General features: G+C 64.9%; 22 protein-coding genes and 1 tRNA gene. 16 read left to right on the forward strand and 7 right to left on the reverse strand.

Annotation, left to right across the window (positions count from 1 at the left end; all coding sequences use genetic code 11):
- Nucleotides 1–114: 114 nt before the first annotated feature.
- Both WFP39_RS13960 and WFP39_RS13965 read left to right on the forward strand, forming a co-directional pair.
- Nucleotides 115–1209, forward strand: coding sequence for a branched-chain amino acid aminotransferase (locus tag WFP39_RS13960; RefSeq protein ID WP_336920442.1), 1095 nt, complete (start codon nucleotides 115–117; stop codon nucleotides 1207–1209).
- Nucleotides 1209–1505, forward strand: coding sequence for a DUF3817 domain-containing protein (locus WFP39_RS13965; RefSeq protein ID WP_336920443.1), 297 nt, complete (start codon nucleotides 1209–1211; stop codon nucleotides 1503–1505). Before WFP39_RS13960 ends, WFP39_RS13965 begins: the two co-directional genes overlap by 1 nt.
- A gap of 3 nt (nucleotides 1506–1508) precedes the next feature.
- On the opposite strand, the gene WFP39_RS13970 is transcribed toward WFP39_RS13965, so the two are convergent.
- Nucleotides 1509–1934 carry a carboxypeptidase-like regulatory domain-containing protein gene (locus tag WFP39_RS13970; RefSeq protein ID WP_336920445.1) on the reverse strand — a complete coding sequence of 142 codons (426 nt, stop codon included), beginning with the start codon at nucleotides 1932–1934 and terminating at the stop codon, nucleotides 1509–1511.
- Between the two features lie 97 nt (nucleotides 1935–2031).
- The gene (locus tag WFP39_RS13975) at nucleotides 2032–3633 is read right to left on the reverse strand and encodes a GMC family oxidoreductase (protein ID WP_452039026.1); all 1602 of its coding nucleotides are present in this window, start codon (nucleotides 3631–3633) and stop codon (nucleotides 2032–2034) included.
- 55 nt (nucleotides 3634–3688) lie between these two features.
- Between WFP39_RS13975 and WFP39_RS13980 the strand changes: the two genes are divergently transcribed.
- From WFP39_RS13980 to WFP39_RS13990, 3 genes are all read left to right on the forward strand, one after another.
- Complete coding sequence (locus WFP39_RS13980; protein WP_336920449.1) at nucleotides 3689–4132, forward strand: MEKHLA domain-containing protein; 444 nt, start codon at nucleotides 3689–3691, stop codon at nucleotides 4130–4132.
- An 85-nt stretch (nucleotides 4133–4217) separates the two neighbouring features.
- The gene (gene yghU / locus WFP39_RS13985) at nucleotides 4218–5087 is read left to right on the forward strand and encodes a glutathione-dependent disulfide-bond oxidoreductase (protein WP_336920450.1); all 870 of its coding nucleotides are present in this window, start codon (nucleotides 4218–4220) and stop codon (nucleotides 5085–5087) included.
- 89 nt (nucleotides 5088–5176) lie between these two features.
- Nucleotides 5177–5251 (forward strand) — tRNA-Gln (locus WFP39_RS13990).
- 28 nt (nucleotides 5252–5279) lie between these two features.
- Here the strand turns inward: WFP39_RS13990 and WFP39_RS13995 are convergent.
- On the reverse strand, nucleotides 5280–6755 hold the full coding sequence (locus WFP39_RS13995) for an ATP-binding protein (protein WP_336920451.1): 1476 nt from the start codon (nucleotides 6753–6755) through the stop codon (nucleotides 5280–5282).
- 85 nt (nucleotides 6756–6840) lie between these two features.
- Nucleotides 6841–8100 carry a lipopolysaccharide biosynthesis protein gene (locus tag WFP39_RS14000; protein ID WP_336920453.1) on the reverse strand — a complete coding sequence of 420 codons (1260 nt, stop codon included), beginning with the start codon at nucleotides 8098–8100 and terminating at the stop codon, nucleotides 6841–6843.
- 83 nt (nucleotides 8101–8183) lie between these two features.
- Between WFP39_RS14000 and WFP39_RS14005 the strand changes: the two genes are divergently transcribed.
- Nucleotides 8184–8576, forward strand: a complete 393-nt coding sequence (locus WFP39_RS14005) for a VOC family protein (RefSeq protein WP_336920454.1) — start codon at nucleotides 8184–8186, stop codon at nucleotides 8574–8576.
- Between the two features lie 36 nt (nucleotides 8577–8612).
- A complete protein-coding gene (locus WFP39_RS14010; protein ID WP_336920455.1) occupies nucleotides 8613–10046 on the forward strand; it encodes a sulfatase family protein in 1434 nt (477 codons plus the stop codon).
- Nucleotides 10047–10052: 6 nt separating this feature from the next.
- Here the strand turns inward: WFP39_RS14010 and WFP39_RS14015 are convergent, their stop codons facing one another.
- The 3 genes from WFP39_RS14015 to WFP39_RS14025 all read right to left on the reverse strand — a co-directional run bounded on the left by WFP39_RS14015 (nucleotide 10053) and on the right by WFP39_RS14025 (nucleotide 16027).
- Nucleotides 10053–11441 (reverse strand): MFS transporter, encoded by a 1389-nt coding sequence (locus tag WFP39_RS14015; RefSeq protein WP_336920456.1) that lies wholly within the window; start codon nucleotides 11439–11441, stop codon nucleotides 10053–10055.
- Nucleotides 11442–11584: 143 nt separating this feature from the next.
- Nucleotides 11585–12964 carry a class II 3-deoxy-7-phosphoheptulonate synthase gene (locus WFP39_RS14020; protein ID WP_336920471.1) on the reverse strand — a complete coding sequence of 460 codons (1380 nt, stop codon included), beginning with the start codon at nucleotides 12962–12964 and terminating at the stop codon, nucleotides 11585–11587.
- Between the two features lie 129 nt (nucleotides 12965–13093).
- The gene (locus tag WFP39_RS14025; RefSeq protein WP_336920457.1) at nucleotides 13094–16027 is read right to left on the reverse strand and encodes a M16 family metallopeptidase; all 2934 of its coding nucleotides are present in this window, start codon (nucleotides 16025–16027) and stop codon (nucleotides 13094–13096) included.
- A 93-nt stretch (nucleotides 16028–16120) separates the two neighbouring features.
- On the opposite strand from WFP39_RS14025, the gene WFP39_RS14030 reads away from it, so the two are divergent.
- The 9 genes from WFP39_RS14030 to WFP39_RS14070 all read left to right on the forward strand — a co-directional run bounded on the left by WFP39_RS14030 (nucleotide 16121) and on the right by WFP39_RS14070 (nucleotide 22769).
- Nucleotides 16121–16702 carry a NifU family protein gene (locus WFP39_RS14030; protein ID WP_336920459.1) on the forward strand — a complete coding sequence of 194 codons (582 nt, stop codon included), beginning with the start codon at nucleotides 16121–16123 and terminating at the stop codon, nucleotides 16700–16702.
- The gene (locus WFP39_RS14035) at nucleotides 16702–17298 is read left to right on the forward strand and encodes a malonic semialdehyde reductase (RefSeq protein WP_336920461.1); all 597 of its coding nucleotides are present in this window, start codon (nucleotides 16702–16704) and stop codon (nucleotides 17296–17298) included. The genes WFP39_RS14030 and WFP39_RS14035 overlap by 1 nt, the downstream gene beginning before the upstream one ends.
- Before the next feature lie 10 nt (nucleotides 17299–17308).
- A complete protein-coding gene (gene tsaB / locus WFP39_RS14040) occupies nucleotides 17309–17944 on the forward strand; it encodes a tRNA (adenosine(37)-N6)-threonylcarbamoyltransferase complex dimerization subunit type 1 TsaB (protein WP_336920462.1) in 636 nt (211 codons plus the stop codon).
- The gene (locus tag WFP39_RS14045) at nucleotides 17944–18405 is read left to right on the forward strand and encodes a GNAT family N-acetyltransferase (protein ID WP_336920463.1); all 462 of its coding nucleotides are present in this window, start codon (nucleotides 17944–17946) and stop codon (nucleotides 18403–18405) included. Before tsaB ends, WFP39_RS14045 begins: the two co-directional genes overlap by 1 nt.
- 141 nt (nucleotides 18406–18546) lie before the next feature.
- Entirely contained in the window at nucleotides 18547–18987 is a 441-nt protein-coding gene (locus WFP39_RS14050; RefSeq protein ID WP_336920464.1) for a Ros/MucR family transcriptional regulator, read from the forward strand.
- A gap of 94 nt (nucleotides 18988–19081) precedes the next feature.
- On the forward strand, nucleotides 19082–19507 hold the full coding sequence (locus tag WFP39_RS14055) for a Fur family transcriptional regulator (RefSeq protein ID WP_336920465.1): 426 nt from the start codon (nucleotides 19082–19084) through the stop codon (nucleotides 19505–19507).
- 67 nt (nucleotides 19508–19574) lie between these two features.
- The gene (locus WFP39_RS14060) at nucleotides 19575–20267 is read left to right on the forward strand and encodes a lysophospholipid acyltransferase family protein (RefSeq protein WP_336920466.1); all 693 of its coding nucleotides are present in this window, start codon (nucleotides 19575–19577) and stop codon (nucleotides 20265–20267) included.
- A 12-nt stretch (nucleotides 20268–20279) separates the two neighbouring features.
- Nucleotides 20280–21623 carry a tRNA (N6-isopentenyl adenosine(37)-C2)-methylthiotransferase MiaB gene (gene miaB, locus WFP39_RS14065; protein ID WP_336920468.1) on the forward strand — a complete coding sequence of 448 codons (1344 nt, stop codon included), beginning with the start codon at nucleotides 20280–20282 and terminating at the stop codon, nucleotides 21621–21623.
- Nucleotides 21624–21737: 114 nt separating this feature from the next.
- Nucleotides 21738–22769 (forward strand): PhoH family protein, encoded by a 1032-nt coding sequence (locus tag WFP39_RS14070; protein WP_336920470.1) that lies wholly within the window; start codon nucleotides 21738–21740, stop codon nucleotides 22767–22769.
- The last annotated feature ends 399 nt before the right edge of the window (nucleotides 22770–23168 follow it).

Here is a 23168-nt window from a genome sequence, read left to right on the forward strand (position 1 = left end):
ATGCAAGCTAGCACGGCGGCAAATCTGGTTGCGAAAGATATAATAATTCAATCTTCCACAAGGGATTGAAATTATATAACAGGCGATCGACACAAGCCCGAAGGACATCCCCCCATGGCGACCGCCGCCGCGCCCCTAACCCTTTCCCGCCTTCCCCACCCGGCCCCCACCGCGCCCGATCGGCGCGAGAGCGCGATTGCCGATCCCGGCTTTGGCCGCGTGTTCACCGATCACATGGTGGTGATCGATTGGGACGAGGCAAATGGCTGGCACAACGCCACGCTGGGCCCGCGCGGCCCCATCCCGCTCGATCCGGCGGCGAGCGTGCTGCATTACGCGCAGGAAATCTTTGAAGGGCTGAAGGCTTACCGGCTGGACGATGGCGCGATGGCGCTGTTCCGTCCCGATCAGAATGCGGCCCGCTTCAACGCCAGCGCCCGCCGCCTTGCCATGCCCGAAATCCCGGAGGAGCTGTTTGTCGAGGCGGTGCGCCAACTGGTGCTGGCCGATGCCGACTGGTTTCCCAAGGTCGAAGGCGGATCGCTCTACATCCGGCCCTTCATGTTTGCGAGCGAGCCCTTTTTGGGTGTGCGCCCGGCCAAGCAATACAAGTTCGTGGTGATCCTCAGCCCTGCCGGCAATTACTTCAAGAGCGGCGCGCCCGCCGTGTCGGTGTGGGTGTCGGACTATACGCGCGCGGCGCCCGGCGGCACCGGCGCGGCCAAGTGCGGCGGCAACTACGCCGCCAGCCTCGTGCCCACCAGCGAAGCCTTCGCCAATGGCCACGATCAGGTGGTGTTCCTCGACGCGGCCGAACGCAAATGGATCGAGGAGCTGGGCGGCATGAACCTGTTCTTCGTGTTCGATGACGGGTCGCTGCTCACCCCGCCGCTGACCGGTACGATCCTGCCCGGCATCACCCGCGACAGCCTGCTGACGCTGGCGCGCGAAGAAGGGCTTGCGTTACGCGAAGAGCGTTACAGCATCGACCAGTGGCAGGCCGACGCCGCATCGGGCCGTCTGGTGGAAACCTTTGCCTGCGGCACCGCTGCGGTTGTCACCCCGGTGGGCCGCGTGGCGGGCCGCGCGCATGATTTCACCATCGGCACCGGCGGGCCGGGGCAACTCACCGGCAAGCTGAAGCAGAAACTGGTCGATATCCAGCGCGGCCTTGCCGAGGATCGCCACAGCTGGGTGATGCGCCTTTGATGCTGCAAACCTTCCGCTGGATCGCGCTGGTCGAAGGCGTGACGACGCTTGCCTTGTTCCTCGTCGCCATGCCGCTCAAATATTGGGGCGGCAATCCGGTGCTGGTGCCACCTGTCGGCATGGCGCACGGCCTTGCCTGGGTTGCCTATGTCGCGGCGATGGCTGTGTGCCTGCCGGGCAAGGGGTTCTCGGCCAGCGAATGGGCGCGCACCTTTGTGGCGGCGCTGTTTCCCTTCGGCACGTTCCTGAATGACGGGCTGATCCGCCGGAAAATGGCGGCGCGCGGGCCGGCCTGAGGCTCAGCCGCCGATATCGTTCCAGCGCCGCGGAGGAAGCGCGGCGGCTTCGGCCAGCATGGCGTCGGCCATGCGCATGGCATCGGCCATGGCGGCTTCGTTCTGCACCGGGGTCAGCGTTTCGCCGGTCACTGCGACACGCACGCTGCGCGACAGCAGGATGATATTGCGGCGCGTCTCGCCCGTTTCGGCAACGGTTACGCCCACGCGCTGCGATCCGGCAGTCACGCTGTGTTCGCCCGCTGCCACTTCGGCAAAGCGGTAGGAGCCATCCGCCCCGCTCACCGTGCGCGCATTGCCCAGCACCAGTTCGACGCCTGCTGCCGCCTGGCCGCGCGCATCATAGACCGTGCCCGCCACATCGCCGGCCTGCGCCGCCTCGGGGGCGAGCAGGGCAAGGACGGCGGCAAGGCAGAAAGATCGGCGCAAGGACAGGGTTCCACCGGCGCGACTCGGTGCCCCGCCTGAACCTTCTCCCAAGACGCGCAATGTGACGGCTGCATTACAATGGTGTCACAGGTGAGACTTACCGCAACGCCTCCAGCACCAGCGCGCTCGCCCGTTCGCCGATCATGATGCTGGTGGCGTTTGTGTTTCCTTGCGGGATGGTGGGCATCACGCTGGCATCGGCAACCCACAGCCCCTCGACGCCCTTCACCCGGCAATCGGCGGTGAGCGGCGCGGTGGAATCATCCGCCGCCCCCATCTTCACCGTTCCCACCGGGTGATACATCGGGATTGTCGCCGCGCCGACATAGGCGCGAAGCGCCTCTGGCGAAGAACAATCCGCGCCGGGGCGCACTTCGCGCGTCACCAGCGGGGCAATCGCGTCCTGCCGCATGATGCGCCGCGCGATCTGCAGGCCTTCGACCAGTTGCACGGCATCCTCCTCCACGCCGAGCAGTTGGTGGCGGATTACCGGGGCGGCATCGGGATCATCGCTGCGCAGGGTAATTGTGCCGCGCGCTTCGGGCCGCATCAGCGCAACGAAAGTGGACACGCTGCTATTTTCACGCAGCGCCAGATTGCCCGTGGGCGTCACATCAAAGGCAAAGGCGGAGAAGGCCAGCTGGATATTGGGCGCGGGCAGCCCCTCGCGGCTGCGCACAAAGGCTTGCGCATGGCCGATGCCGGTGGTGAGCGCCCCGCGCCTGCCGAACAGGAAGGCCAGCAGGCTCTTGAACCCAGCAAAGCCCCGGCTGTCGTCGTTGAGGGTGTGCGCGGCCACCTCGTTCACCAGGTGGACGCCGGGATGTTCCTGCAGATTCTGCCCCACACCCGGCGCATCCACCGCCACCGTAATGCCGTGTTCGCGCAGATGCTCTGCCGGGCCGATGCCGGACAGCATCAGCAGGCGCGGCGAATTGAGCGCGCCCGCGCACAGCACCACCCCTTCGCGCGTGGCAAGGGTGCGCACCTCACCCCCGCGCCGGATGGTGACGCCGGTGGCGCGGCCTTTCGCCAGTTCGATCTTCAGCACCTGCGCCTCGGTCAGGATATCGAGACCAAGCGGCCTGTCCTTCAGATATGCGGCAGCGGTGGAGGAACGCAGGCCATTCCTTTGCGAGAGCTGGATATAGTCGACGCCTTCATTCTGTTTGCCGTTGAGGTCGGGCGAACGGGGAAAACCCGCCTGAGTTACCGCCGCAATCCAGTCTGCCGTCACGCCATATTTGCTGCGTACTTCCGAGACGGCAATTGGGCCGCCCGCGCCCCGCCATTCATCGCTCCCGCGTTCGTTGTCCTCCAGCCGGCGGAAATAGGGCAGCACGCTGGCGTAGTCCCATCCGGTCGCGCCAAGGCTGGCCCAGCGGTCGTAATCATACGCGTGGCCGCGAATGAACATCATCCCGTTGATCGCGCTGCCGCCGCCCAGCCGCTTGCCCGCAGGCCACACATCGCCCCTTCCGCCCACGCTGGGATCAGGCTCTGCCCGGTACATCCAGTCGAACTGCGGCGTATGCACCATCCCCGCCATCAACGCGGGGACATAGGAGCGGATATCGCGATGGCTGCGCCCGGCTTCGAGCAGCAGCACCCGCTTGCCGCCTTGCGCCAGCCGCGTGGCCATTGCCATGCCGGCAGAGCCACCGCCGATTACGATCAGGTCCGGTTCCTGCGCCAAGATCTCTCTCCCCTTGCCCCTCGCCCTTTGCTGGCGAACATGCTTTACCGCAAGCCCTATGGATGAACGGACCCTGATGGAGCGGAGTGCGGGCGCCCGGCTGGGCTTGCTGGCAAATAGCTTTGCCAAGGCAACAGGCCGCCCGCTGGCCCCCGGCGGGGATATCTGGAGCAGCTCCGCCGCGATTGTCGCCCACGACACGCAGGATCCGCCGCGCTTCTTCTACGGCAACGCCACGGCGCTGGCGCTTTTCCGGATGAGCGCGGCGCACTTCATCAGCCTGCCCAGCCACGAAAGCGCCGAAAGCGCCTTGCGCGCGGAACGTGCGGCCATGCTCGCCCGGCTGGAGGCCGACGATGTGGTCACTGGCTACCACGGGGTGCGCATTGCGAGCGACGGCACCCGCTTTCGCATCCGCGACGCGGTAATCTGGAACCTGCGCGATGCAAACGGCCAGCGCCACGGCCAGGCCGCGTGGTTCGATCAGTGGGAATTGCTGTAGCGGCCTAAAGTATCGCTTGCTTGAGCGCGCACGACAACGCACCCATTATCCGACCGAACTTCACGGGAACAGGAGAGCGCTTCCCATGTCCGATACCTACACCCCGCCCCGCGTCTGGAGCCCCGACGACATGGGCGGCGCCTTCGGCGCCATCAACCGCCCCACATCGGGCGCGCGCGAGGAGAAGGCGCTGCCCGTGGGTGAGCACCCGTTCCAGCTCTATTCGCTGGGCACGCCCAACGGGGTGAAAGTGACGATCATGTTCGAGGAGTTGCTCGAAGCCGGTTTTTCGGATGCCGAATACGACGCCTGGCAGATCCGCATCTTTGCCGGCGACCAGTTCTGGTCGGGCTTTGTTGACCTCAATCCCAATTCCAAGATCCCGGCGCTGCTCGACCGCAGCGGGCCGGAGCCGTTCCGCGTGTTCGAAAGCGGGGCGATCCTGCTGCATCTGGCGGAAAAGTTCGATTTCCTGCTGCCCAAATCGAACCCGGCGCGTGCCGAGGTGTTCAGTTGGCTGATGTGGCAGATGGGCAGTGCGCCCTTCATCGGCGGGGGCTTTGGGCATTTCTATGTCTACGCGCCCGAACGCTACAAATATCCGATCGATCGGTATGCCATGGAAACCAAACGCCTGTTCGATGTGGCGGACAAGCAATTGGCCAGGACCGAATATCTTGCCGGGAATGATTACTCGATTGCCGATATCGCCGCCTATACCTGGCTGGGGAACCTGTTCCACGGCGCGTATAACCGCTGCGACATCTTTCTGGGCCTCGACGAATACCGCAATGTCGAACGCTGGGTGCGCGCGATCGATGCGCGGCCTGCCGCCATTCGCGGGCGGCTGGTGAACACGCAGGCCCTGCCCGAACGCCACAGCGCGGCAGATTTCGATACTGTGGAAGACCGCAGCCTGTTCGATCCGGTGCGCAAACGGCCCGACACGCTGTGAGGAGGACAAAATAGGGCCTTTTGGCCCCTTCCCATATCGGCCAGCCGCTTTATATGGGCGGCTCGCTCAGGCCCTGACGGGCCACCTGCTGGGGCGTCGCCAAGTGGTAAGGCACCGGTTTTTGGTACCGGCATTCGCAGGTTCGAATCCTGCCGCCCCAGCCAGCATCCTGCGAAAAATTGTGTGAGCCGCTCAGGCTTCCAGCGGCTCTGTTGCCAGGCCCAGTTCGGGGATGGAGACCGACCGGCGGCCGCTGAAATCGGTGCGCACCACGATCAAGCCGCATTTCTCGTAATGGTCGAGCAGGCGGCGCAGCCGGCCGGGGGAATTGGTGCCGTAAATGCGCGCCAGTTCCTCGTCATCGGGGCACGGCAACCCCTCGCGCGCGGCGCGGGCAATGGCAAGGAAGGGGGCCAGCAGGTCGTCGGACAATACGCTGCTCACACGCACAATGTCGCGCCATGCCTCGCTGGCCGGATCGTCCACGCCCGCCACAGCCATGGCAAAACGGCGGCGAAACTGGCCCATGTCGAGGCTGGAGGCAGTCAGGCGCTGCATCCGGCAGCGGACGGAAAAATCCTGATAAAGCTTGGCCGGGGGCTGGAAGGTGCAGCCTTCCTCTGCCGCCATATCGGTAAGGATTGCAGCAATGGCGGCGTCCACTTCGGCGGTGGACGGCGCGAACAGCAGCGGCTGCTCTGCCTCGCCCGCCTCGGTTTCGGCGGGCACGGCGGCAATCCGGGCGAGCAACTCGTCGGCACGCGGCGCGGATGGCGGTGAGGACACCACAGAAACAGGAGCGGCCTCCTCCAGATGCAGATCTTCGTGCAGCAGCGCGTGCAGCTCGTCGGGCGATGCGGTGGGCGGCGGGGCCATTTTGGGCACCGCCACGCGCGCACCGGTCTGCACCGAACCGATCTTCACCGCCACCGGGCGGCGGCTGATCGCGGGGCCAAGTCCCAGAAATTCACCCCGCGCCAGATCGCGGATCTGTTCGGCCTGCCGCCGCTCCATCCCCAGCAAGTCCGCCGCGCGCGCCATATCGATATCAAGAAAGGTGCGCCCCATCAGAAAGTTCGACGCCTCTGCCGCCACGTTCTTCGCCAGCTTGGCAAGGCGCTGGGTCGCCACGATCCCGGCAAGCCCGCGCTTGCGCCCGCGGCACATGAGGTTGGTCATCGCGGCAAGGCTAAGGCGGCGGGCCTCGTCGCTCACTTCGCCCGCAGCGGCAGGGGCGAACATCTGCGCCTCGTCCACCACCACCAGCGCCGGGAACCACTGTTCGCGCGGGGCATCGAACAAGGCCGACAGGAACAGCGCGGCGCAGCGCATCTGCGCCTCCACCTCCAGCCCGTCGAGCGCCAGCACGACCGAGGCGCGGTGTTCGCGGATGCGCGCGCCCAGCCGGGTGAGTTCAGCGGGCGAATAGGCCGCGCCATCCACAACAATATGCCCGAACACATCGGCCAGCGTCACGAAGTCCCCTTCGGGATCGATCACGATCTGCTGCACCAGCCCGGCGCTTTCTTCGAGCAGGCGGCGCAGCAGGTGCGACTTGCCCGACCCGCTATTCCCCTGCACCAGCAGGCGCGTGGCCAGCAGTTCCTCGATATCAATCGAAACGGGGCGACCGCTTGCTTCGGTGCCGATCTGGATGGATGCGCTCACGCCAGCGGGCCTAACGGGCCGCCGGGATTCGGGCCAAGGGCGCCGCGGCGGTTTTCCAGAGGTTTTGCCAGCAATCCTCGCCCGGTCAGCGCCGGCCGCCCGCCGCCGCCGCCACGCTGCCATCGTCCTTGCGGGTGGCAAGATAGAGGCCCGTCACCGTCGCCACGCTGGCGCCCAGCACCGCCATGCCCGCCCCTGCCGGCCCGTGAATATCCACCAGCCAGACCAGCGCGGCGAGCGCGCAGGCGGTGGGCACGGCGCGCAGCAGGAAATTGGTGACCGCCCGGCCCCGCGCCACCATCAGCGCCTCAAGGCTTGCCCCGCCCAGTTCGATCGCTGCGGCCGCTGACAACAGGATCATCGGCGTATAGGCGGCCAGGAAATCCGGCCCTGCGATCACGGTAATGACCCATCGACCTGCCACCAGCGAAAGCAGGACAGCGGCAAACCCCGTCACCACCGCAATCAGCGCGATACGCCCGGCGATCGAACGCGCCAATTCGGGCGAGCGCACCAGTTCGGGATAGGTCGCGCGCAGCAGCGCCTGCGCCAGCTTGAGCAGCCCCTCGCCCAGTTGCGCGGCGACGCGGTAAATCCCCGCCAGCGCCGGCCCGCCCAGCCCGCCGACGAGCAGCACCAGCACCTGCCGCGAGGAAATGGCGAGCAGGCCCGACAGCGACGTGCCGATGACGAAGGGCCATGCGCGTTCATGCTTGGACGGGATGCGGCGCAGGCTCATATGCCGCCAGAACAAGGGCTGCGTCTTGCGCGCAAAGTGCCAGTAGGTCGCCGCGGTGATCATTTCGGCCGCCGCCCAGGCCATCAGGAAGCCTTCGATCGTGGGATAGAACAGGAAGGCCAGCCCTGCCCCCGTCACCCGCACGATCGATGTCACCGCATCCGCCGTGGCGGCGCGGGCGAACTTGTCGTGCAGGCGCAGGATACCGGTGGGGGTGGAACGGATCGAGAGCAGCGCGACGCAGGTATAGGCGAAGGTTTCCAGCCGCAGCCAACCGGGCAGCGGCAGCCAGCTTCCCGCAAAATAGAGGATGATGGCGGCGAGCACGATACCCACCGCAATCGTCAACGCATCGAGCGCGAGCGCAAAGCCGGTCGCATCGGGCAGGCTTTCCTTGCTCTGCCCCCAGCGCACCACGGTCTGCCAGGTCTGGAATTGCGAAATGCCTGCCAGCGCCTGTCCGAAGGTAACTGCCAGAATAAACTGGCCGAAATCCTCCAGCCCCAGTGCGCGCGTGGCCATGGCGAGATAGGCGAGGCTGAGCACACCGTTGATTCCGCGCGCACTCATCAGCCAGCCGGTATTCTGCAAAGCGCGCTTGATCATGGTGGATTTCGCCCTGCCCCAGATTTGCGGGAATTGCAAAACCCCAATGCGGCGATACTGTCCACCTTTGGGAGAGAAAAACCATGGGGAATGCCGCAGTCAGCTTTCGCTTCGTCAAGCTGCATGTCGCGGACATGGCCGAAGCGCTGGCCTTCTGGCAGGCGGCTTTCGGCTTCGCGGTGCAGGCGACCTATGACGAGCCGGACTTTCTGGAGCATGTACTGGCGGCTGCCGGCGATGCCAACGGCCTGTCGCTGATGCTGGTGCAACCCAAGCCCGGTGCCCCGCTGGTGCCGGGAAATGCGCATGGGCCGCTCGGCCTGGTATGCGACGATATCGCGGCAGCGCAGCAACGGGCACTGGCGGCGGGGGCGCGAGGGACCATGCCGATCACGCAAGTCGCGCCGGGCGTGCGTGTCTGCCTGCTGGAAACGCCGCAAGGCCACGCGGTTGAACTGGTGCAGATCATCACCTGACGCACGCGACACATTCGGAACGGGAGAGGAACCGAAATGACCACAGAAAACCAACAATTCGGCCTGACTCGCCGCGACGTCGTTGCGGGCGCCTTGGGCACCGCCGCGCTTGCCGTGTCGCTGCCGGGCAAGACGCATGTGCCGGGACGCCGCCCCAACTTCCTGTTCATCATGGCCGATGACCTCGGCTATGCCGACCTTTCCTGCTATGGCCGCCGCGAATACACCACGCCGGTGCTCGATGCGCTGGCCGCGCAGGGGATGAAGTTTACCCACGGCTATGCCAATTCGGCGGTCTGCTCCGCAACCCGCGTGGGGCTGATTACCGGGCGATATCAATACCGGCTGGATGTAGGTCTGGACGAACCGCTGGGCCGCCCCGGCGTGGGGCTGGAACCGCACATACCCACGCTTCCCTCGCTGCTCAAAACAGTGGGATACCGCACTGCGCTGGTCGGCAAGTGGCATCTGGGCAATCTGCCCGATTTCAGCCCGCTGAAAAGCGGTTACGACGAATTCTGGGGCAATCGCGGCGGCGGGGTGGATTGTTACACGCACAGCATCAACGGCAATCGCGACCTGTGGGACGGCGATGTGCGCGTGGATGCCTTGGGGTATTACACCGATCTGCTGGCCGACCGATCCATCCGCTTTATCGAGGAACGCGCCGCCGAGCCGGACACACCCTGGCTGCTCAGCCTGCACCTCACCGCGCCGCACTGGCCGTGGCAGGGCAATGACGCCGAAGGGGCCAGCGAAAGCGCCCGCATCGCCAGCAAGGACCCGGTGCCGGGCGAATTGGACATCGTGCATTACGATGGCGGCACGATGGAAACCTATGCCGCGATGATGACCAATATGGACGCCAATATCGGCCGCGTGCTGGCGCGGCTGGCCGAATTGGGGCTGGATCAGGACACGGTGGTGGTCTTCACCAGCGACAATGGGGGCGAGCGTTTCAGCTTCAACTGGCCGTTCACCGGCATCAAGACCGAATTGCTCGAAGGCGGCATCCGTGTGCCGTTCATCGTCAAATGGCCGGGGCTGACCGCGCCGGGATCGGAAAGCGACACGCCTGCAATGTCGATGGACTTCCTGCCCACATTCCTGGCCGCCGCAGGCACTGCGCCGCATCCCGATTACCCTTCCGACGGGATCGATCTGCGCCCCGTGCTGGCGGGATATGCCACGCCGCAGCGCGACCTGTTCTGGCGCTATCGCAGCAAGAGCCAGCGGGCGCTTCGCCGCGGACGCTACAAATATCTCAAGATCAATGACAACGAATTCCTGTTCGATATCGTCGCTGACCCGATGGAGCGGGGCAATCTGAAGGACCGGATGCCTGACCTCTTCGCTGACCTCAAATCCACCTGGGAAGCATGGAATGCCGGGATGCTCGATGATCCGGCCGCGCCCAGTTATGGCTTTGAAAGCCGGATGCTGGCGGATCATTTCGCGCCAATAAGGTAACCCGGCTCAGCCGCGCGGCGGGGCGTCCATCGCTGCCCCGCCGATGCGGCCCTTGTTGTAAATGCCCAGCAGCGTGATCAGCACCGCAATCGCCAGCGCAGGCATCGCGGCGATCAGCATGATTTCCTGCAAGCTGAGCGCATAGACCAGCGCCAATCCGCCCGCCCAGGTAAACACGATCCCGCCGAAACGGCCCACAGCGCCCGCCCAGCCAATGCCGCTCGACCGCATTTCGGGCGGATAGCCCAGCGTGGCGAGGTTGTTGATGCCCGTTTGCCCGCCCACCTGGCAGAAATTCCACACGATCAGCGCGGTCACCATCATCACCGCCGCGCCCGGCGGAACATAGCCGATCGAGGCAATCGCAATCGCATCGACCACGAAATAGCCCGCAATGATCCAATAGGGGTTCATCCGGTCCATCAGCCAGCCCATCGCCAGCGTGCCGGTGGCCCCGCCGAAATAGCCGTAGATCATGTAGAGCGCGAAGGTTTCGATGGGCATATTCGCCAGCTCGAACATGAAGGCCGCCAGCCAGCTCGACAGCAGCGCGATATTGCCCAGCGAGAAGAAGCAGATGCACCAGAGCAGCGCGGTCTGCACGCGGAAGCGCTTGCCGAACATGGCGAGCGGTCCGGCCTTTTCCACCGCGGCCTGATCGCCCATCTGGAACAGCTCGTCGCCTTTCAGCATCAGCCCCTTGTTCATCCGTCGTAGCACGCGGGGGATTTCGGGATCCTTGGCATCGCGGTTGACGCGGAAGGCCACGCTTTCGGGGATCAGCAGCAGCAGCAGGATCGCCGCCAGCGGCACCACACCGCCCGCGATGAAGAAACCCTCCCAGCCGATCTCTTCCAGCCACCACGCGGTCATCGCGCCGCTGGCGAGGTTGCCGCCCGAAAAGCACACCAGCGCAATCGACATGAACAGCGCGCGGCGGCGCTTGGGCGTCGATTCGCTGAGCAGCGCAAGGCCCACGGGCAGCATGGCGGAAAAGAAGATGCCCGATATGCCGCGCAGCCACGCCAGCATTTCAAAACTGGTGGCAAAGGCGGCCCACAGCGACAGCGATCCGAACACGAACAGGCACAACGCCAGCACCGGCTTGCGCCCGATCTTGTCCGCCAGCGGCGGCATGATGATCGCGCCTGCCAGCATTCCCACCTGCGCATAGGTCAGCACTGGCTGCATATCGACCGATGTGCCGCCAAGCCCGGCGGCAATCGCGGGCACGATCTTGCCCACGAAATACATGTCGAACCCGTCAAGAAACAGGACGACCGAGACGACCACCAATGTCAGGATTTCGCGCGCGCCAATCGCCCGCTCGTCAATGAAGGCCGCAACGTCGAACCGCGCTGCCGTGGCGGTGCCAGTGATCGCCCTTGTGGCCATGTCCCCTCCCAAGGATTTTATGGAGGCGGAGAGTGGCGGGCCGCGTGCCGCGCGTCAATAAGCGCAAGTGTCGCGGGGTGTCGCAGATGCGCGACGCCCGGCCATGCAGTCGCACAACGGCATGGCCGGGCGGCGGGCGGGGCTTACGCCGCGTCGGCGCGGCGTTCGGCCAGTTCCAGGTTCAGCATTTCGGCCAGCGTGAACGCCATTTCCAGCGACTGCGCCGCGTTGAGGCGCGGGTCGCAATGCGTGTGGTAGCGGTCGGCAAGGCCCGCATCGGTGATCGCCACTGCACCGCCGGTACATTCGGTCACATCCTGCCCGGTCATTTCCAGGTGGATACCGCCCGCATGTGTGCCTTCGGCGCGGTGCACGGCGAAGAAGCCCTTCACTTCCGAAAGGATGCGGTCGAACGGGCGCGTCTTGTAGCCGCTGTCCGACTTGATGACATTGCCGTGCATCGGGTCGCAGCTCCACACCACCGGGTGCCCTTCGCGCGCCACGGCGCGGACAAGGCGCGGCAAAGCGGCTTCGACCTTGTCGTGCCCGAAACGCGCGATCAGCGTCATCCGGCCCGCTTCGCGTGCGGGGTTGAGCACGTCGAGCATCCGCAGCAGCGCGTCCGGCTCCAGACTGGGGCCGCACTTCATGCCGATGGGGTTGTTGATGCCGCGCATGAATTCGACATGCGCCGAATCCGGAAAGCGCGTGCGATCCCCGATCCACAGCATATGGGCAGAGGTGTCATACCATTCGCCGGTCAGCGAATCCTGCCGCGTCATCGCTTCCTCGTAAGGCAGCAGCAGCGCCTCGTGGCTGGTATAGAGGCTCGCCATCTTCAGCTGCGGCTGGTCTTCGATGTCGATCCCGCAGGCTTCCATGAAATCGAGCGCCTCGCCAATGCGGTCGGCGATCGACTTGTACTTCTCTGCCCACGGGCTGCGGCCCATGAAATCCAGCGTCCACTGGTGCACCTGCCGCAGATTGGCATAGCCGCCCGTGGTGAAGGCGCGGAGCAGGTTGAGCGTTGCGGCCGCCTGACTATAGGCGCGCACCATGCGCATGGGATCGTTGCGGCGGCTTTCGGGCGTGAAGTCGATGCCGTTGATGTTGTCGCCGTAATAGCTGGGCAGTTCCACCCCGCCGATCGTCTCGGTCGCGGCGCTGCGCGGCTTGGCAAACTGGCCTGCCATGCGCGCCACCTTCACCACCGGCATCTTGCTGGCATAGGTGAGCACGGCCGCCATCTGCAGGATTACGCGCAGCGTATCGCGGATGTTGTTGGGCGTGAATTCGGCAAAGCTTTCGGCGCAATCGCCGCCCTGCAACAGGAAGGCATTGCCCGCCGCCACATCGCCCAGCTTGGCCTTCAGCGCGCGCGCTTCGCCGGCAAAGACCAGCGGCGGAAACCCGGACAGCACCCGCTCGGCCTCGGCCAAAGCGGCAGCGTCTTCATAGTGCGGCAGGTGCTTTGCAACGAATTGCTCCTGCTTCCAGCTATCGGGTGTCCAGTTCTGTGCCACGGTCTTCATATTTTCCAAAAATGCCTCGTCCGTCTTCCGCATATCGGAACGGGACGCTGCCAATTGAAGGGGGAAAAGCCCCCTTAGTCGCGAGTCAGCGTCCGCGCAAAGGTTACTTTGGTTATGGTTTCACCGACCTACCAGCGCGGCTGCTTCGCCTGTGCGCGGCAGAACCGCCACACGGGTTCCGCCGTGCCCCAGCAGGTAACGCTGTGCCAGCGCCTGCATCTCTTCGCGCGTGGTCAGCACGTAATCCGCCGCCAGCGATGGCAATTGTGCCACGCGCATCGGATCGAATGCTCCGCCCTGAATCTGGCCCAGCCAAAAGGTGTGCCCGGTCTGCGCGCGCAGGATATATTGCCGCATCGGCTCGATCACGCGGGCGAGTTCGTCCTCGCTTGGGCCATTGGCGGACAGATCGCGGACAATCTTGTCCACTTCGGTATAAAAGGCATCCATGTCACGCGGGGCGATTTGCACCAGCGCCATCAGATAGCCGCCGCCGTCCATGTCGAGCGGCCAGTTCGAGGTGGCGAAGGGAGTATAGGACGATCCCGCCGTTTCGCGCAGGCCATCGAGCAGCCGGTTGGCGATGAGCTGCGCCAGCACTTCCAGCTTGCGCGATTGCGGCAGGCCCGCCGATCCGCCGCCCGTGGGCCAGGCGATTACCGCCGCCGCCTGATCCGGATCACCGCCGTGATAGAGGATGTGCGGCACGCTGTTGGCCGCGGCAAAGCCGGGCGGGTCGAGCACGGGGCGCGCATCGCCGCGCGGGTCGAGCGCGCCGAAGGTGCGGCTGAGGGCGGCCACGGTCGCTTCGGGGTCGATATCGCCGAACACCGCCACTTCGACCGGCCCCTGCGCCAACATCCGGCTCCACACGCGGCGGAATTCGCCCGCGGTTGCGCTGCGCAGATCGTCGGGCGTGGGGCGCGCAAAGCGCGGATCGCCGCCGCGCAGCAGCGTTTCAAGGTCGCGGTTCAGCACGCTCATCGGATCATTGTCCTGCGCGTCATAGCCTAGCAGCGCGCTTGCCTTGGCGCGTTCCACGGGGGCGACATCCCAGCGCGGCTGATCCAGCTTTGCCGCGAACAGATAGAGCTGGTCCTCCAGATCCTCCGCCCGCGTCAGACCTTCGAAAGTAAACACGCCCTCGCCCACCGAAAAGCCAAAGGTCAGCTTGCGGCCCGCGCCAATGCGGTCGATCTCGTTCTGGCCCAGCGGCCCCACGCCCGAACTGACCAGCGCGCGCGTGCCCAGTTCGGCATAGACGCCTTCGCCGGGCGCGAAGCCCGCACGGCCCTGGCCAAAGCGCACGCGCACGGTCACGCGGCCCGGTTCGTTATCGCTGTCGCGCAGCAGCGCGCGCACGCCGTTGGGGAACACGATGCGTTCGGTGGTGCTGACAAGGCCGGGGCCAAGCGGTTCGCGCAAGGCCGGATCGGCGGGCGCGCCGATCGGCGGCAGGTCGGCAAAGCTGATCGCGGGGCCATCGTTCCGCGCCAGCGCGGCGGTGTCGACCGGCGCAAGCAGCGCGGCGCGCACATCGGCGGCGGTCGCCTCGCCCGGAACCGGGGTCAGCAAGATGCCGCGCACCACATTGCCTTTGAACAGGTCCTGCGTGTGGCGCAGCAGCGTGTCGGGCGTCAGCCGCGGACGCAGCGAGCGGAAGACCGACAGGAAGGTTTCAGGCGCTGCCACCGCCTCGCGGATATCGACCGCGTTGACGATATCATCCGCCAGCTTCGATCCCGCCTCGATCCGGGCCTGTCCAACCATGTCGACAAAGGCAATGTCATATTGCGCGGCGGCCTGTTCGATTTCCGCCTCAGTCGGCGGGTTGACCAGCGCATCGGCAATCACGGCGCGCACATCGGCCAGGGCCGCGCGCCAATCCTCGCCCAGCGGCGCGAAATCGACAAAGGTGCCGTCCGCCGAACGGCTTACCTTGTCGCGGCGCACCTGCGCATAGAGATAACTGGCGCCCGCGCGGGCATTCTGTTCCAGCCGCTGGTTGAGGATGGCCTGCGCCACCGCATCGATCAGCAGGCCGCGATTATATTCCAGATTGTCGACCACTTCGACGAAGGGACGCAGCACGGCATAGGATACCGCGCGCGGCTGGCCCGCCTCGACAATCACCGCGGTCTCACCCACCGGATTGCCGGGATCGGCCCCTTCGGGCATTGCGGGCTGGCCGAAATCGGGCGCGGGCGTGGGGGTGCCCGGCACCTGCCAGCCGCCAAAATGCCGCTCCACCATGGCGGCAAGGACTTGCGGGCTGGCATCGCCCACCATCACCACCACCGTATTTTCCGGCCGGTACCAGCGCTGGTGAAAGGCGCGCACCGCTTCCGGCGTGGCCCCTTGCAGCGCCTCGACCGTGCCGATGGGCGCGCGCTGCGCCAGCCGCTGCCCGGTGTAAAACAATTCGCGTGTCGCCACCGCGATGCGCATGTCCGCACCCAGCCGCTCGCGCCGCTCGGCAAGGACAATGGGCACATCCGCCGCCAGGTTTTCCGCCGACAGCGTCGGCTCCTGGATCATCCCCGCAAACAGCATCATGCTTTCTTCCAGCCGCTGCCGGAACGCACCGGGCAGGTCGAGCTGGTAGACGGTATGCGTCGGGCTGGTGATCGCATTGGTATCAAACCCCAGCCCCGCGCCCCAGCGCTGGAAATGCGGGATCGCCTCGCCGGGACCGAAATGGCGGGACTGGCGGAAGGTCAGATGTTCGATCAGATGGGCAAAGCCCTGCTCGCCCTCCTCCTCGTGCAGCGAACCTGCATCGATGCGCACGCGGATCGATACCTGGCACGGCGGCACCCCGTTGCGGCGCACGGCATAGCGCACCCCGTTGGGCAGTTCCCCCATCAGCCATTGCGGATCGACCGGAATATCTGTGCCGCGAAAGATCCACGGATCGTCGGGCATCGCAAAGGCGGGCACATCGGCCTGGCTGGCAACGCCAATCGTGCAATCGTCCTGCGCCAGAAGCGGCGCCGGCACGGCAAGGATAAGCAGGGGAGCAAGAACGCGCGTCAGGCGCCGGATCAGGGTCATGGATCGGTATAGGCCAGCCAAGGGATGAAGGACCGGTGAATAGACCCAAAAGCCGCCTTGTGAACCCCTGCCCCGGCTCCTACAACGCTAGGCATGTTTATCGAGACCGAAACCACGCCCAACCCCGCCACGCTCAAATTCCTGCCCGGCCGGCAGGTCATGCCTTCGGGCACGCGCGATTTTGCCTCTCCCGAAGATGCTGAAGCCTCGCCGCTGGCGCAGGCGCTGTTCGACACGGGCGAGGTAAGCGGCGTGTTCTTCGGCGCGAACTTCGTCTCGGTCACTGCTGCACCGGGCGCTGATTGGGCCAGCCTCAAACCGCAGGTGGTGGGCGTGCTGCTCGACCATTTCATTTCCGAGGCGCCGCTTTTCCATACCCCAAACGCGGGGGGCATCGCGGTGCCGCCGGAAGAGGACGAGTTGCTGGTAGCCGACGATCCCGCAAATGCGGAAATCGTCGACATGATCAAGGAACTGCTCGAAACCCGCATCCGTCCCGCCGTTGCCAATGACGGCGGCGACATCCGCTATCGTGGTTTCCGCGACGGGGTGGTCTATCTGCAGATGCAGGGCGCCTGTTCAGGCTGCCCCAGCTCCACCGCCACGCTGAAACAGGGGATCGAGGGGCTGATGAAGCACTATATCCCCGAAGTCACCGAAGTGCGGGCCGCCTGATGTCGGGGGTTCTCGATCCTGCCGCGCTCGACCAGTTGTTCCGCGAGGCGCGCACCTGCCAGTGGTTCGACGGGCGCGAAGTAAGCGATGAGCAGATCGCCACCATCTGGGACCTGATGAAGATGGCCCCCACTTCGATGAACCAGCTTCCCGCGCGCATCGTCTGGTGCAAGAGCGCCGAGGCAAAGGAGCGGCTGGCGGGCCATGCGGCAGAAGGCAACAAGGACAAGGTGCGCAACGCGCCGGTCTGCGCGATCATCGCAATGGATACCGATTTCCACGAATATCTGCCCGAATTCTTCCCCCCCTCGCCCGATGCCAAGGCGATGTTCGACGGCAAGGAAGAGATGCGCCGCACGCAGGCCTTCCGCAATTCATCGCTCCAGGGCGGTTACTTCATCATGGCCGCGCGCGCGCTGGGGCTGGATTGCGGGCCGATGTCGGGTTTCGACAATGCGGCGGTCGATGCCGATTTCTTTGCCGATACGCCCAGCTGGAAAAGCAATTTCATCTGCTCGGTCGGCTATGGCGACAGATCCAAAGTGCATCCGCGCCTGCCCCGCCCGGACTTCGCGCGTTTCAACCGTCTGATCTGAGCGGGCAGCAATGCGCACGCTGGCCATCGACAGCGCCACGGAAGCCTGCTCGGTGGCGCTGTTTGAGGACGACGCCGTGATTGGCCATTCGCACGAGATCATCGGGCGCGGCCATGCCGAACGGCTGGTGCCCGCGATTGCCGCCCTGCCGGGCAAGGGACGCGCCGAACGCATCCTCATCTCGCTCGGCCCCGGCAGCTTTACCGGTGTGCGCATCGGCCTTGCCGCCGCGCGTGCGCTGGGGCTTGCCTGGGCAGCGGAGGTGCGGGGCTATCCCACGCTGGCGCTGGTGGCGGCGATGGCCCGGCATATGCGCGGCGCTGTTACGGTCACGGCGTGCATGAATGGCGGGCACGGCGAATGGTTCGTGGGCGATTTTGACGCGGACGGACTGGCGCAGGGCGAGACGCTGTCGCTGCCGCCGGCGCAGGCGGTACAGCAGCACGGGCGGCAGGGCATTGTCGCGGGAAACCGCGCAGCCGAATTTGCGGCACTGGCGGGAAAAGCGGTGGAGGCGATCGACCTGCTGCCCGATGCGCGCCACGCATTGCTGGTGCCGCCCGCGCTGCTGACGCCGGATCTGGCCCCACTGTACGGCCGCGCGCCCGATGCCGCCCTGCCCGGCGCGGCGGTGGTGCGACAGTGATGGACGCGCTCGATGCCATCATGGCGGTGATGGAGGCCGCGTTCGACCCCGCTTTTGGCGAAGCGTGGAACCGCCGCCAGGTGGGCGATGCGCTGGCGCAGCCCAACACCCATTTCCTGCTGGCCGATGCGACGGGGAAGGAACCGCTGGCGGCAGAAGATGCAGTGGGCTTCACCCTCTCGCGCCAGATCGGGCCGGAAGAAGAATTGCTGCTTATCGCGGTGATGCCCGCCGCGCGCGGAAACGGCGTGGGCGGCGCCTTGCTTGCCCGTTTCATTGCAGACGCACACAGCCGCGGGGCAAATCGCCTGTTTCTTGAAATGCGCGACGGCAATCCCGCGCAGGCTCTGTATTTGCGCCACGGATTTGCCCCAGTAGGCAGGCGTCCGAACTATTACCGCGCGGGGACATCCGGGCCGCTTGATGCAATTACCTATCTGCGGGAGGCTTTGCTCAAGTAATTCCGAAGGATTTTTCCTTCCACCCGCGACTTTCCTCTCTTGCAATGTTATTATCTTGAGCGCAGGGGCCGATTCGGCCGCGAATCGCAATTCTCGTGCCCAAGAAATATAATCGTCGCACTCAAGATTGCCGAGGTAACTATGGATAATCTCCAGAATGACATGAACGAGATGCTGATCTCGCTCACCGCGGATATTGTCACCGCCCATGTCGCCAACAACAATGTCGATGTTTCCGATCTGCCGCCCCTGATACAGAGCGTGTATGGCGCGCTGGCCGGTCTTGGCGGAACGCCGGTTGTGGAAGAAGCGCGGCCGGAACCCGCCGTTTCCATCCGCGCTTCGGTAAAGCCCGATCATCTTGTCTGTCTGGAAGACGGCAAGAAGCTGAAAATGCTCAAGCGTTACTTGCGGACCAATTACAATATGAGCCCGGAAGAATACCGCGCCCGCTGGGGTCTGCCGGCCGATTATCCGATGGTCGCGCCCGATTACGCCGAAAAGCGCCGTGAACTGGCGAAGAAGATCGGCCTTGGCCGCCAACCCGGCCAGCGCCGCGGTCGCCGGAAAAAGTCGGCCTGAGGCCCGCCTTTCTTGCGCAGGTTGAAGGTTGAAAATGCGCCCCGCCGCTCTCATAGTGGCGGGGCGTGTTTCATTATTGGCAGGATGCAGGGCATTGCCGCACACCAGGATCGACCTTGAAGCTCTCTGCGCCGAACGCGGCCTGCGCATCACCGAACAGCGCCGCGTGATCGCGCGCGTCCTGTCCGACAGCGAAGACCACCCCGATGTCGAGGCGCTGCACGAACGTGCCTCTGCCATCGATCCCAAGATTTCCATTGCCACCGTCTACCGCACGGTGCGCCTGTTCGAGGAAGCGGGCATTCTCGACCGGCACGATTTCGGCGATGGCCGTGCCCGCTATGAAGCCGCACCCGAAGCGCATCACGATCACCTGATCGATGTCGAAACGGGCAAGGTGCTCGAATTCGTCGATCCCGAACTCGAAGCGCTGCAAAAGGTGATTGCCGAAAAGCTGGGCTACCGCCTTGTCGATCACCGGATGGAACTCTACGGCGTGCGCATTGATCGCGAAGGCTGAGACAGCGCCTGAGCCGCCTCTTGGCTGGCGCTGGGGACTGGTCGGATTGCGGGTCGCCCTGTGGCTCGTGATTTTTGCAGCCATCGTCGTGCCGCATCTGGTTTTTGCGGCCTTCGGGCGGCGCGACATCATTCCTCCGCTGTTTCTGGGCGCGTTGGCGCGGATTGCGGGGCTGCGAATCCGCGTGATTGGCAAGCCGCTGAAAGGCGCGCTGCTGCTGGGCAATCATGTGAGTTGGCTCGACATTCTGGCGCTGGCGGGCACCAGTCGCACCGCCTTTGTCGCGCATGATGGCCTTGCCGGGCATCCCATGCTCGAATGGCTGTGCCTGCAGAACGACACGCTGTTCATCACCCGCGATCAGCGCGGCACCGTGGCCGCGCAGGTCGAACAGGTGGTGGCACGGCTGGGCCACCGGCGGCTGACCATTTTCCCCGAAGCCACCACAGGTGACGGGCGCACGCTGCTGCCTTTCCGTTCCAGCCTGCTATCCGCGGTGGAGCGCCTGCCGCACGATATTCCGGTGCAGCCCTTTGCGCTCGATTTCGAGGAGGCGGCAGACATCGCCTGGGTGGGGGACGAACCGGGCCTTGCCAATTTCCGCCGTATCATGGCGCGCACCCGGCCCATTTACCTCACCATCCGCTTCCTCGATCCGCTGAGCGGGGCGGAGCTGACCAACCGCAAGACGATGGCGACAGCGGCGCAAGGGCGCGTGGCGGCGGCGCTGGGGATGGAAATCGGCCCGGCTTTGGCGTAAGCGCCGCAGCCCATGACCGCACACACCCCACCCAAGACCTACCGCGTCAAGAGCTTCGGCTGCCAGATGAACGTCTATGACGGCGAACGCATGGCCGAATTGCTCAGCCAAAAGGGCATCACGCCCGCCCCCGAAGGCGAGGACGCCGATCTGGTAGTGCTCAACACCTGCCACATCCGCGAAAAAGCGGCCGAGAAGGTCTATTCGGACATTGGCCGGCTGGTGAAGGCAGGGCGCGAGGCAGGCAAGGAGCCGCTGATCGCGGTGGCCGGATGCGTGGCGCAGGCCGAGGGCGAGGAGATCATGGCGCGTGCGCCCGCCGTCTCCATGGTGGTCGGCCCGCAGGCCTATCACCGCCTTGGCGACATGATCGACCGCGCGGTGGCGGGCGAGCGCGCGACCGACACCGACATGCCCGAAGATGCGAAGTTTGCCGCCCTCCCCAAACGGCGCAAGGTCGGCCCCAGCGCTTTCCTGACCATTCAGGAGGGCTGCGACAAGTTTTGCACCTATTGCGTGGTGCCCTATACGCGCGGGGCAGAAATATCACGTCCGTTCAATGATCTGCTGCGCGAAGCTCAGATCCTGCTCGAAGCGGGTGCTATCGAGATCACGCTGCTGGGGCAGAATGTGAATGCGTGGACAGGCGTGGACGATACCGGGCGCGACATCGGCTTTGACGCTCTGGTGCGCGCGCTCGCCGCCCTGCCCGACCTCAAGCGCATCCGCTACACCACCAGCCATCCCAATGACGTGACCGAAGGCATGATCGCCATGCACGGCGAGGTGGACAAGCTGATGCCTTACCTGCATCTGCCAGTGCAGAGCGGGTCTGACCGGGTGCTGAAGGCGATGAACCGCAGGCACACCGCCCGCGGCTATCTCAAACTGCTCGACCGCTTCCGCGAGGCGCGGCCCGATATTGCGCTGTCGGGCGATTTCATTGTCGGCTTTCCGGGCGAGACCGAGGCCGAGTTTGCCGAGACGCTGGCGCTGGTCGATGCGGTAAAATACGCCGCCGCCTTCAGCTTCAAATACTCGCCCCGCCCCGGCACACCTGCCGCCACGATGGACGGGCAGATCGCGCGCGAGGTGATGGAGGAGCGACTCGCCCGCCTGCAAAATGCGCTCAACCGCGACCAATACGCCTTCAACACGGCAAGCGTCGGCAAGACCTGCGAGGTGCTGGTCGAACGGCGCGGCAAGCTCCCCGGCCAATGGCTGGGCAAATCGCCCTGGCTGCAATCGGTGTTCTTTACCGGCGATGCGGCGATAGGCGATCTGGTGCGCGTGGAACTGGTGGAAGCGGGGCCGAACTCGCTGGCGGGCCGGGTGCTGGAGCGGGTTTCAGCCTGACGCGCACCCTTCGATTTGCGACGGCTGGATGACTTTCCACCGCTGACTTTCGCCGGCCACCTTGCAAGCCGGCGGCGGCGGCCTAATCTTGCACCCATCAACCGAAAGGACTCCATGGCCCGCAAATCCCCCGTGTCTGAAAGGACAGCCGCCTTCCACCCCGAAGACCGCCGCGATCATGCGCGCCGCGCCAGAGTGGAAGTGGAGTTTGAACAGCAGGCGACACTGGGCGCGCTGTTCGGGGAATTCGATGCCAATCTGGTGCTGCTGGAGAACCGGCTGGGCGTCTATATCGGCGCGCGCGGCAACCGGCTGGTGATCGAGGGGGCGGAGGATGATGTCGCCCGCGCGCGCGATGTGCTGCTCAAACTGCATGACCGGCTGCTGACCGGACAGGACATCGATACCGGCACGATCGAGGCGCTGATCGCCATGTCGAACGAGCCGGTGTTTGACGGCATCATCGCGGACGAAAAGCACCACCCGCCGATCATGATCCGCACGCGCAAGAAAACCATCGTGCCGCGCACCGCGGTGCAGGCCGATTATATGCGGATGCTCGCCAGCCGCGACATGATCTTCGCGCTCGGCCCGGCAGGCACGGGCAAAACCTATATCGCGGTGGCGCAGGCGGTTTCGCAGCTTATCACGGGCAGCGTGCAGCGCCTGATCCTTTCGCGCCCGGCGGTGGAAGCGGGCGAGAAGCTCGGCTTCCTGCCCGGCGACATGAAGGAGAAGGTCGACCCCTATCTGCGCCCGCTTTACGATGCGCTGTTCGATTGTATGCCGCCCGAACAGGTGGAGCGGCGGCTGGCCAGCGGGGAGATCGAGATTGCGCCCATCGCCTTCATGCGCGGGCGCACATTGGCCGATGCCTTCGTGATTCTGGACGAGGCGCAGAACACCACGCGCGAACAGATGAAGATGTTCCTCACCCGTTTCGGCCAGAACAGCCGCATGGTGATCTGCGGCGATCCGAAACAGGTCGACATCCCCGGCGGCGACCGGATGAGCGGCCTTGCCGACGCAGTCGAACGGCTGGAAGGCGTCGAAGGCATCGGCGTGACCCGCTTCACCGCCGCGGATGTGGTGCGCCACCCGATCGTGGGCCGCATTGTCGAGGCTTACGAAGGGACGGGGGAGTAGGTTTTTGGTGTTGAGGGTTGTGGGTAGCTGGCAGGAGCTGGCTTTTAGGCCAATAATGCGGTTAAGAGCCTTTGTTTGCCGTAAATGCTAATCAAACAATGCTAGCATATCATCTGATAGCTCTCGTCTACAGACTTCAACGGTACTTTCTTGCTCAATATCGACAGGATACCACATTGCCGCGCCCGTCTTGATACACAATCCATGTGGCATCATGTAAAAGCTGTCTTCTGTGTACGAGCGGCCACCATCCCCTTCCTCCCTTGTCAAAATAAAGCTTTTGGCTTTATTTTTTCGGTGACTCATTCCCTTTATTACTCCTTTAGGGTCTAAACCCAATCAGCCTCTTGAAATTCAGTGCGTGTATTGATTCAGAGTGTCTCCGCTGAAGCAGGAGAC

Origin of the sequence: Alteraurantiacibacter lauratis, assembly GCF_037154155.1 — a bacterium.
Taxonomy (GTDB): domain Bacteria; phylum Pseudomonadota; class Alphaproteobacteria; order Sphingomonadales; family Sphingomonadaceae; genus Alteraurantiacibacter; species Alteraurantiacibacter lauratis.

What these genes read in the sequence shown, in the direction of transcription:
- WFP39_RS14005 (WP_336920454.1), top strand. Translation starts at nt 8,184, where the DNA reads ATGGGGAATGCCGCAGTCAGCTTTCGCTTCGTCAAGCTGCATGTCGCG.
- WFP39_RS14070 (WP_336920470.1), top strand. Translation starts at nt 21,738, where the DNA reads ATGGCCCGCAAATCCCCCGTGTCTGAAAGGACAGCCGCCTTCCACCCC.
- WFP39_RS14045 (WP_336920463.1), top strand. Translation starts at nt 17,944, where the DNA reads ATGGACGCGCTCGATGCCATCATGGCGGTGATGGAGGCCGCGTTCGAC.
- yghU (WP_336920450.1), top strand. Translation starts at nt 4,218, where the DNA reads ATGTCCGATACCTACACCCCGCCCCGCGTCTGGAGCCCCGACGACATG.
- WFP39_RS14000 (WP_336920453.1), bottom strand. Translation starts at nt 8,100, where the DNA reads ATGATCAAGCGCGCTTTGCAGAATACCGGCTGGCTGATGAGTGCGCGC.
- WFP39_RS14025 (WP_336920457.1), bottom strand. Translation starts at nt 16,027, where the DNA reads ATGACCCTGATCCGGCGCCTGACGCGCGTTCTTGCTCCCCTGCTTATC.
- WFP39_RS14010 (WP_336920455.1), top strand. Translation starts at nt 8,613, where the DNA reads ATGACCACAGAAAACCAACAATTCGGCCTGACTCGCCGCGACGTCGTT.
- WFP39_RS13980 (WP_336920449.1), top strand. Translation starts at nt 3,689, where the DNA reads ATGGATGAACGGACCCTGATGGAGCGGAGTGCGGGCGCCCGGCTGGGC.
- WFP39_RS14015 (WP_336920456.1), bottom strand. Translation starts at nt 11,441, where the DNA reads ATGGCCACAAGGGCGATCACTGGCACCGCCACGGCAGCGCGGTTCGAC.
- WFP39_RS13960 (WP_336920442.1), top strand. Translation starts at nt 115, where the DNA reads ATGGCGACCGCCGCCGCGCCCCTAACCCTTTCCCGCCTTCCCCACCCG.
- miaB (WP_336920468.1), top strand. Translation starts at nt 20,280, where the DNA reads ATGACCGCACACACCCCACCCAAGACCTACCGCGTCAAGAGCTTCGGC.
- WFP39_RS14030 (WP_336920459.1), top strand. Translation starts at nt 16,121, where the DNA reads ATGTTTATCGAGACCGAAACCACGCCCAACCCCGCCACGCTCAAATTC.
- WFP39_RS14035 (WP_336920461.1), top strand. Translation starts at nt 16,702, where the DNA reads ATGTCGGGGGTTCTCGATCCTGCCGCGCTCGACCAGTTGTTCCGCGAG.
- WFP39_RS14050 (WP_336920464.1), top strand. Translation starts at nt 18,547, where the DNA reads ATGGATAATCTCCAGAATGACATGAACGAGATGCTGATCTCGCTCACC.
- tsaB (WP_336920462.1), top strand. Translation starts at nt 17,309, where the DNA reads ATGCGCACGCTGGCCATCGACAGCGCCACGGAAGCCTGCTCGGTGGCG.
- WFP39_RS13965 (WP_336920443.1), top strand. Translation starts at nt 1,209, where the DNA reads ATGCTGCAAACCTTCCGCTGGATCGCGCTGGTCGAAGGCGTGACGACG.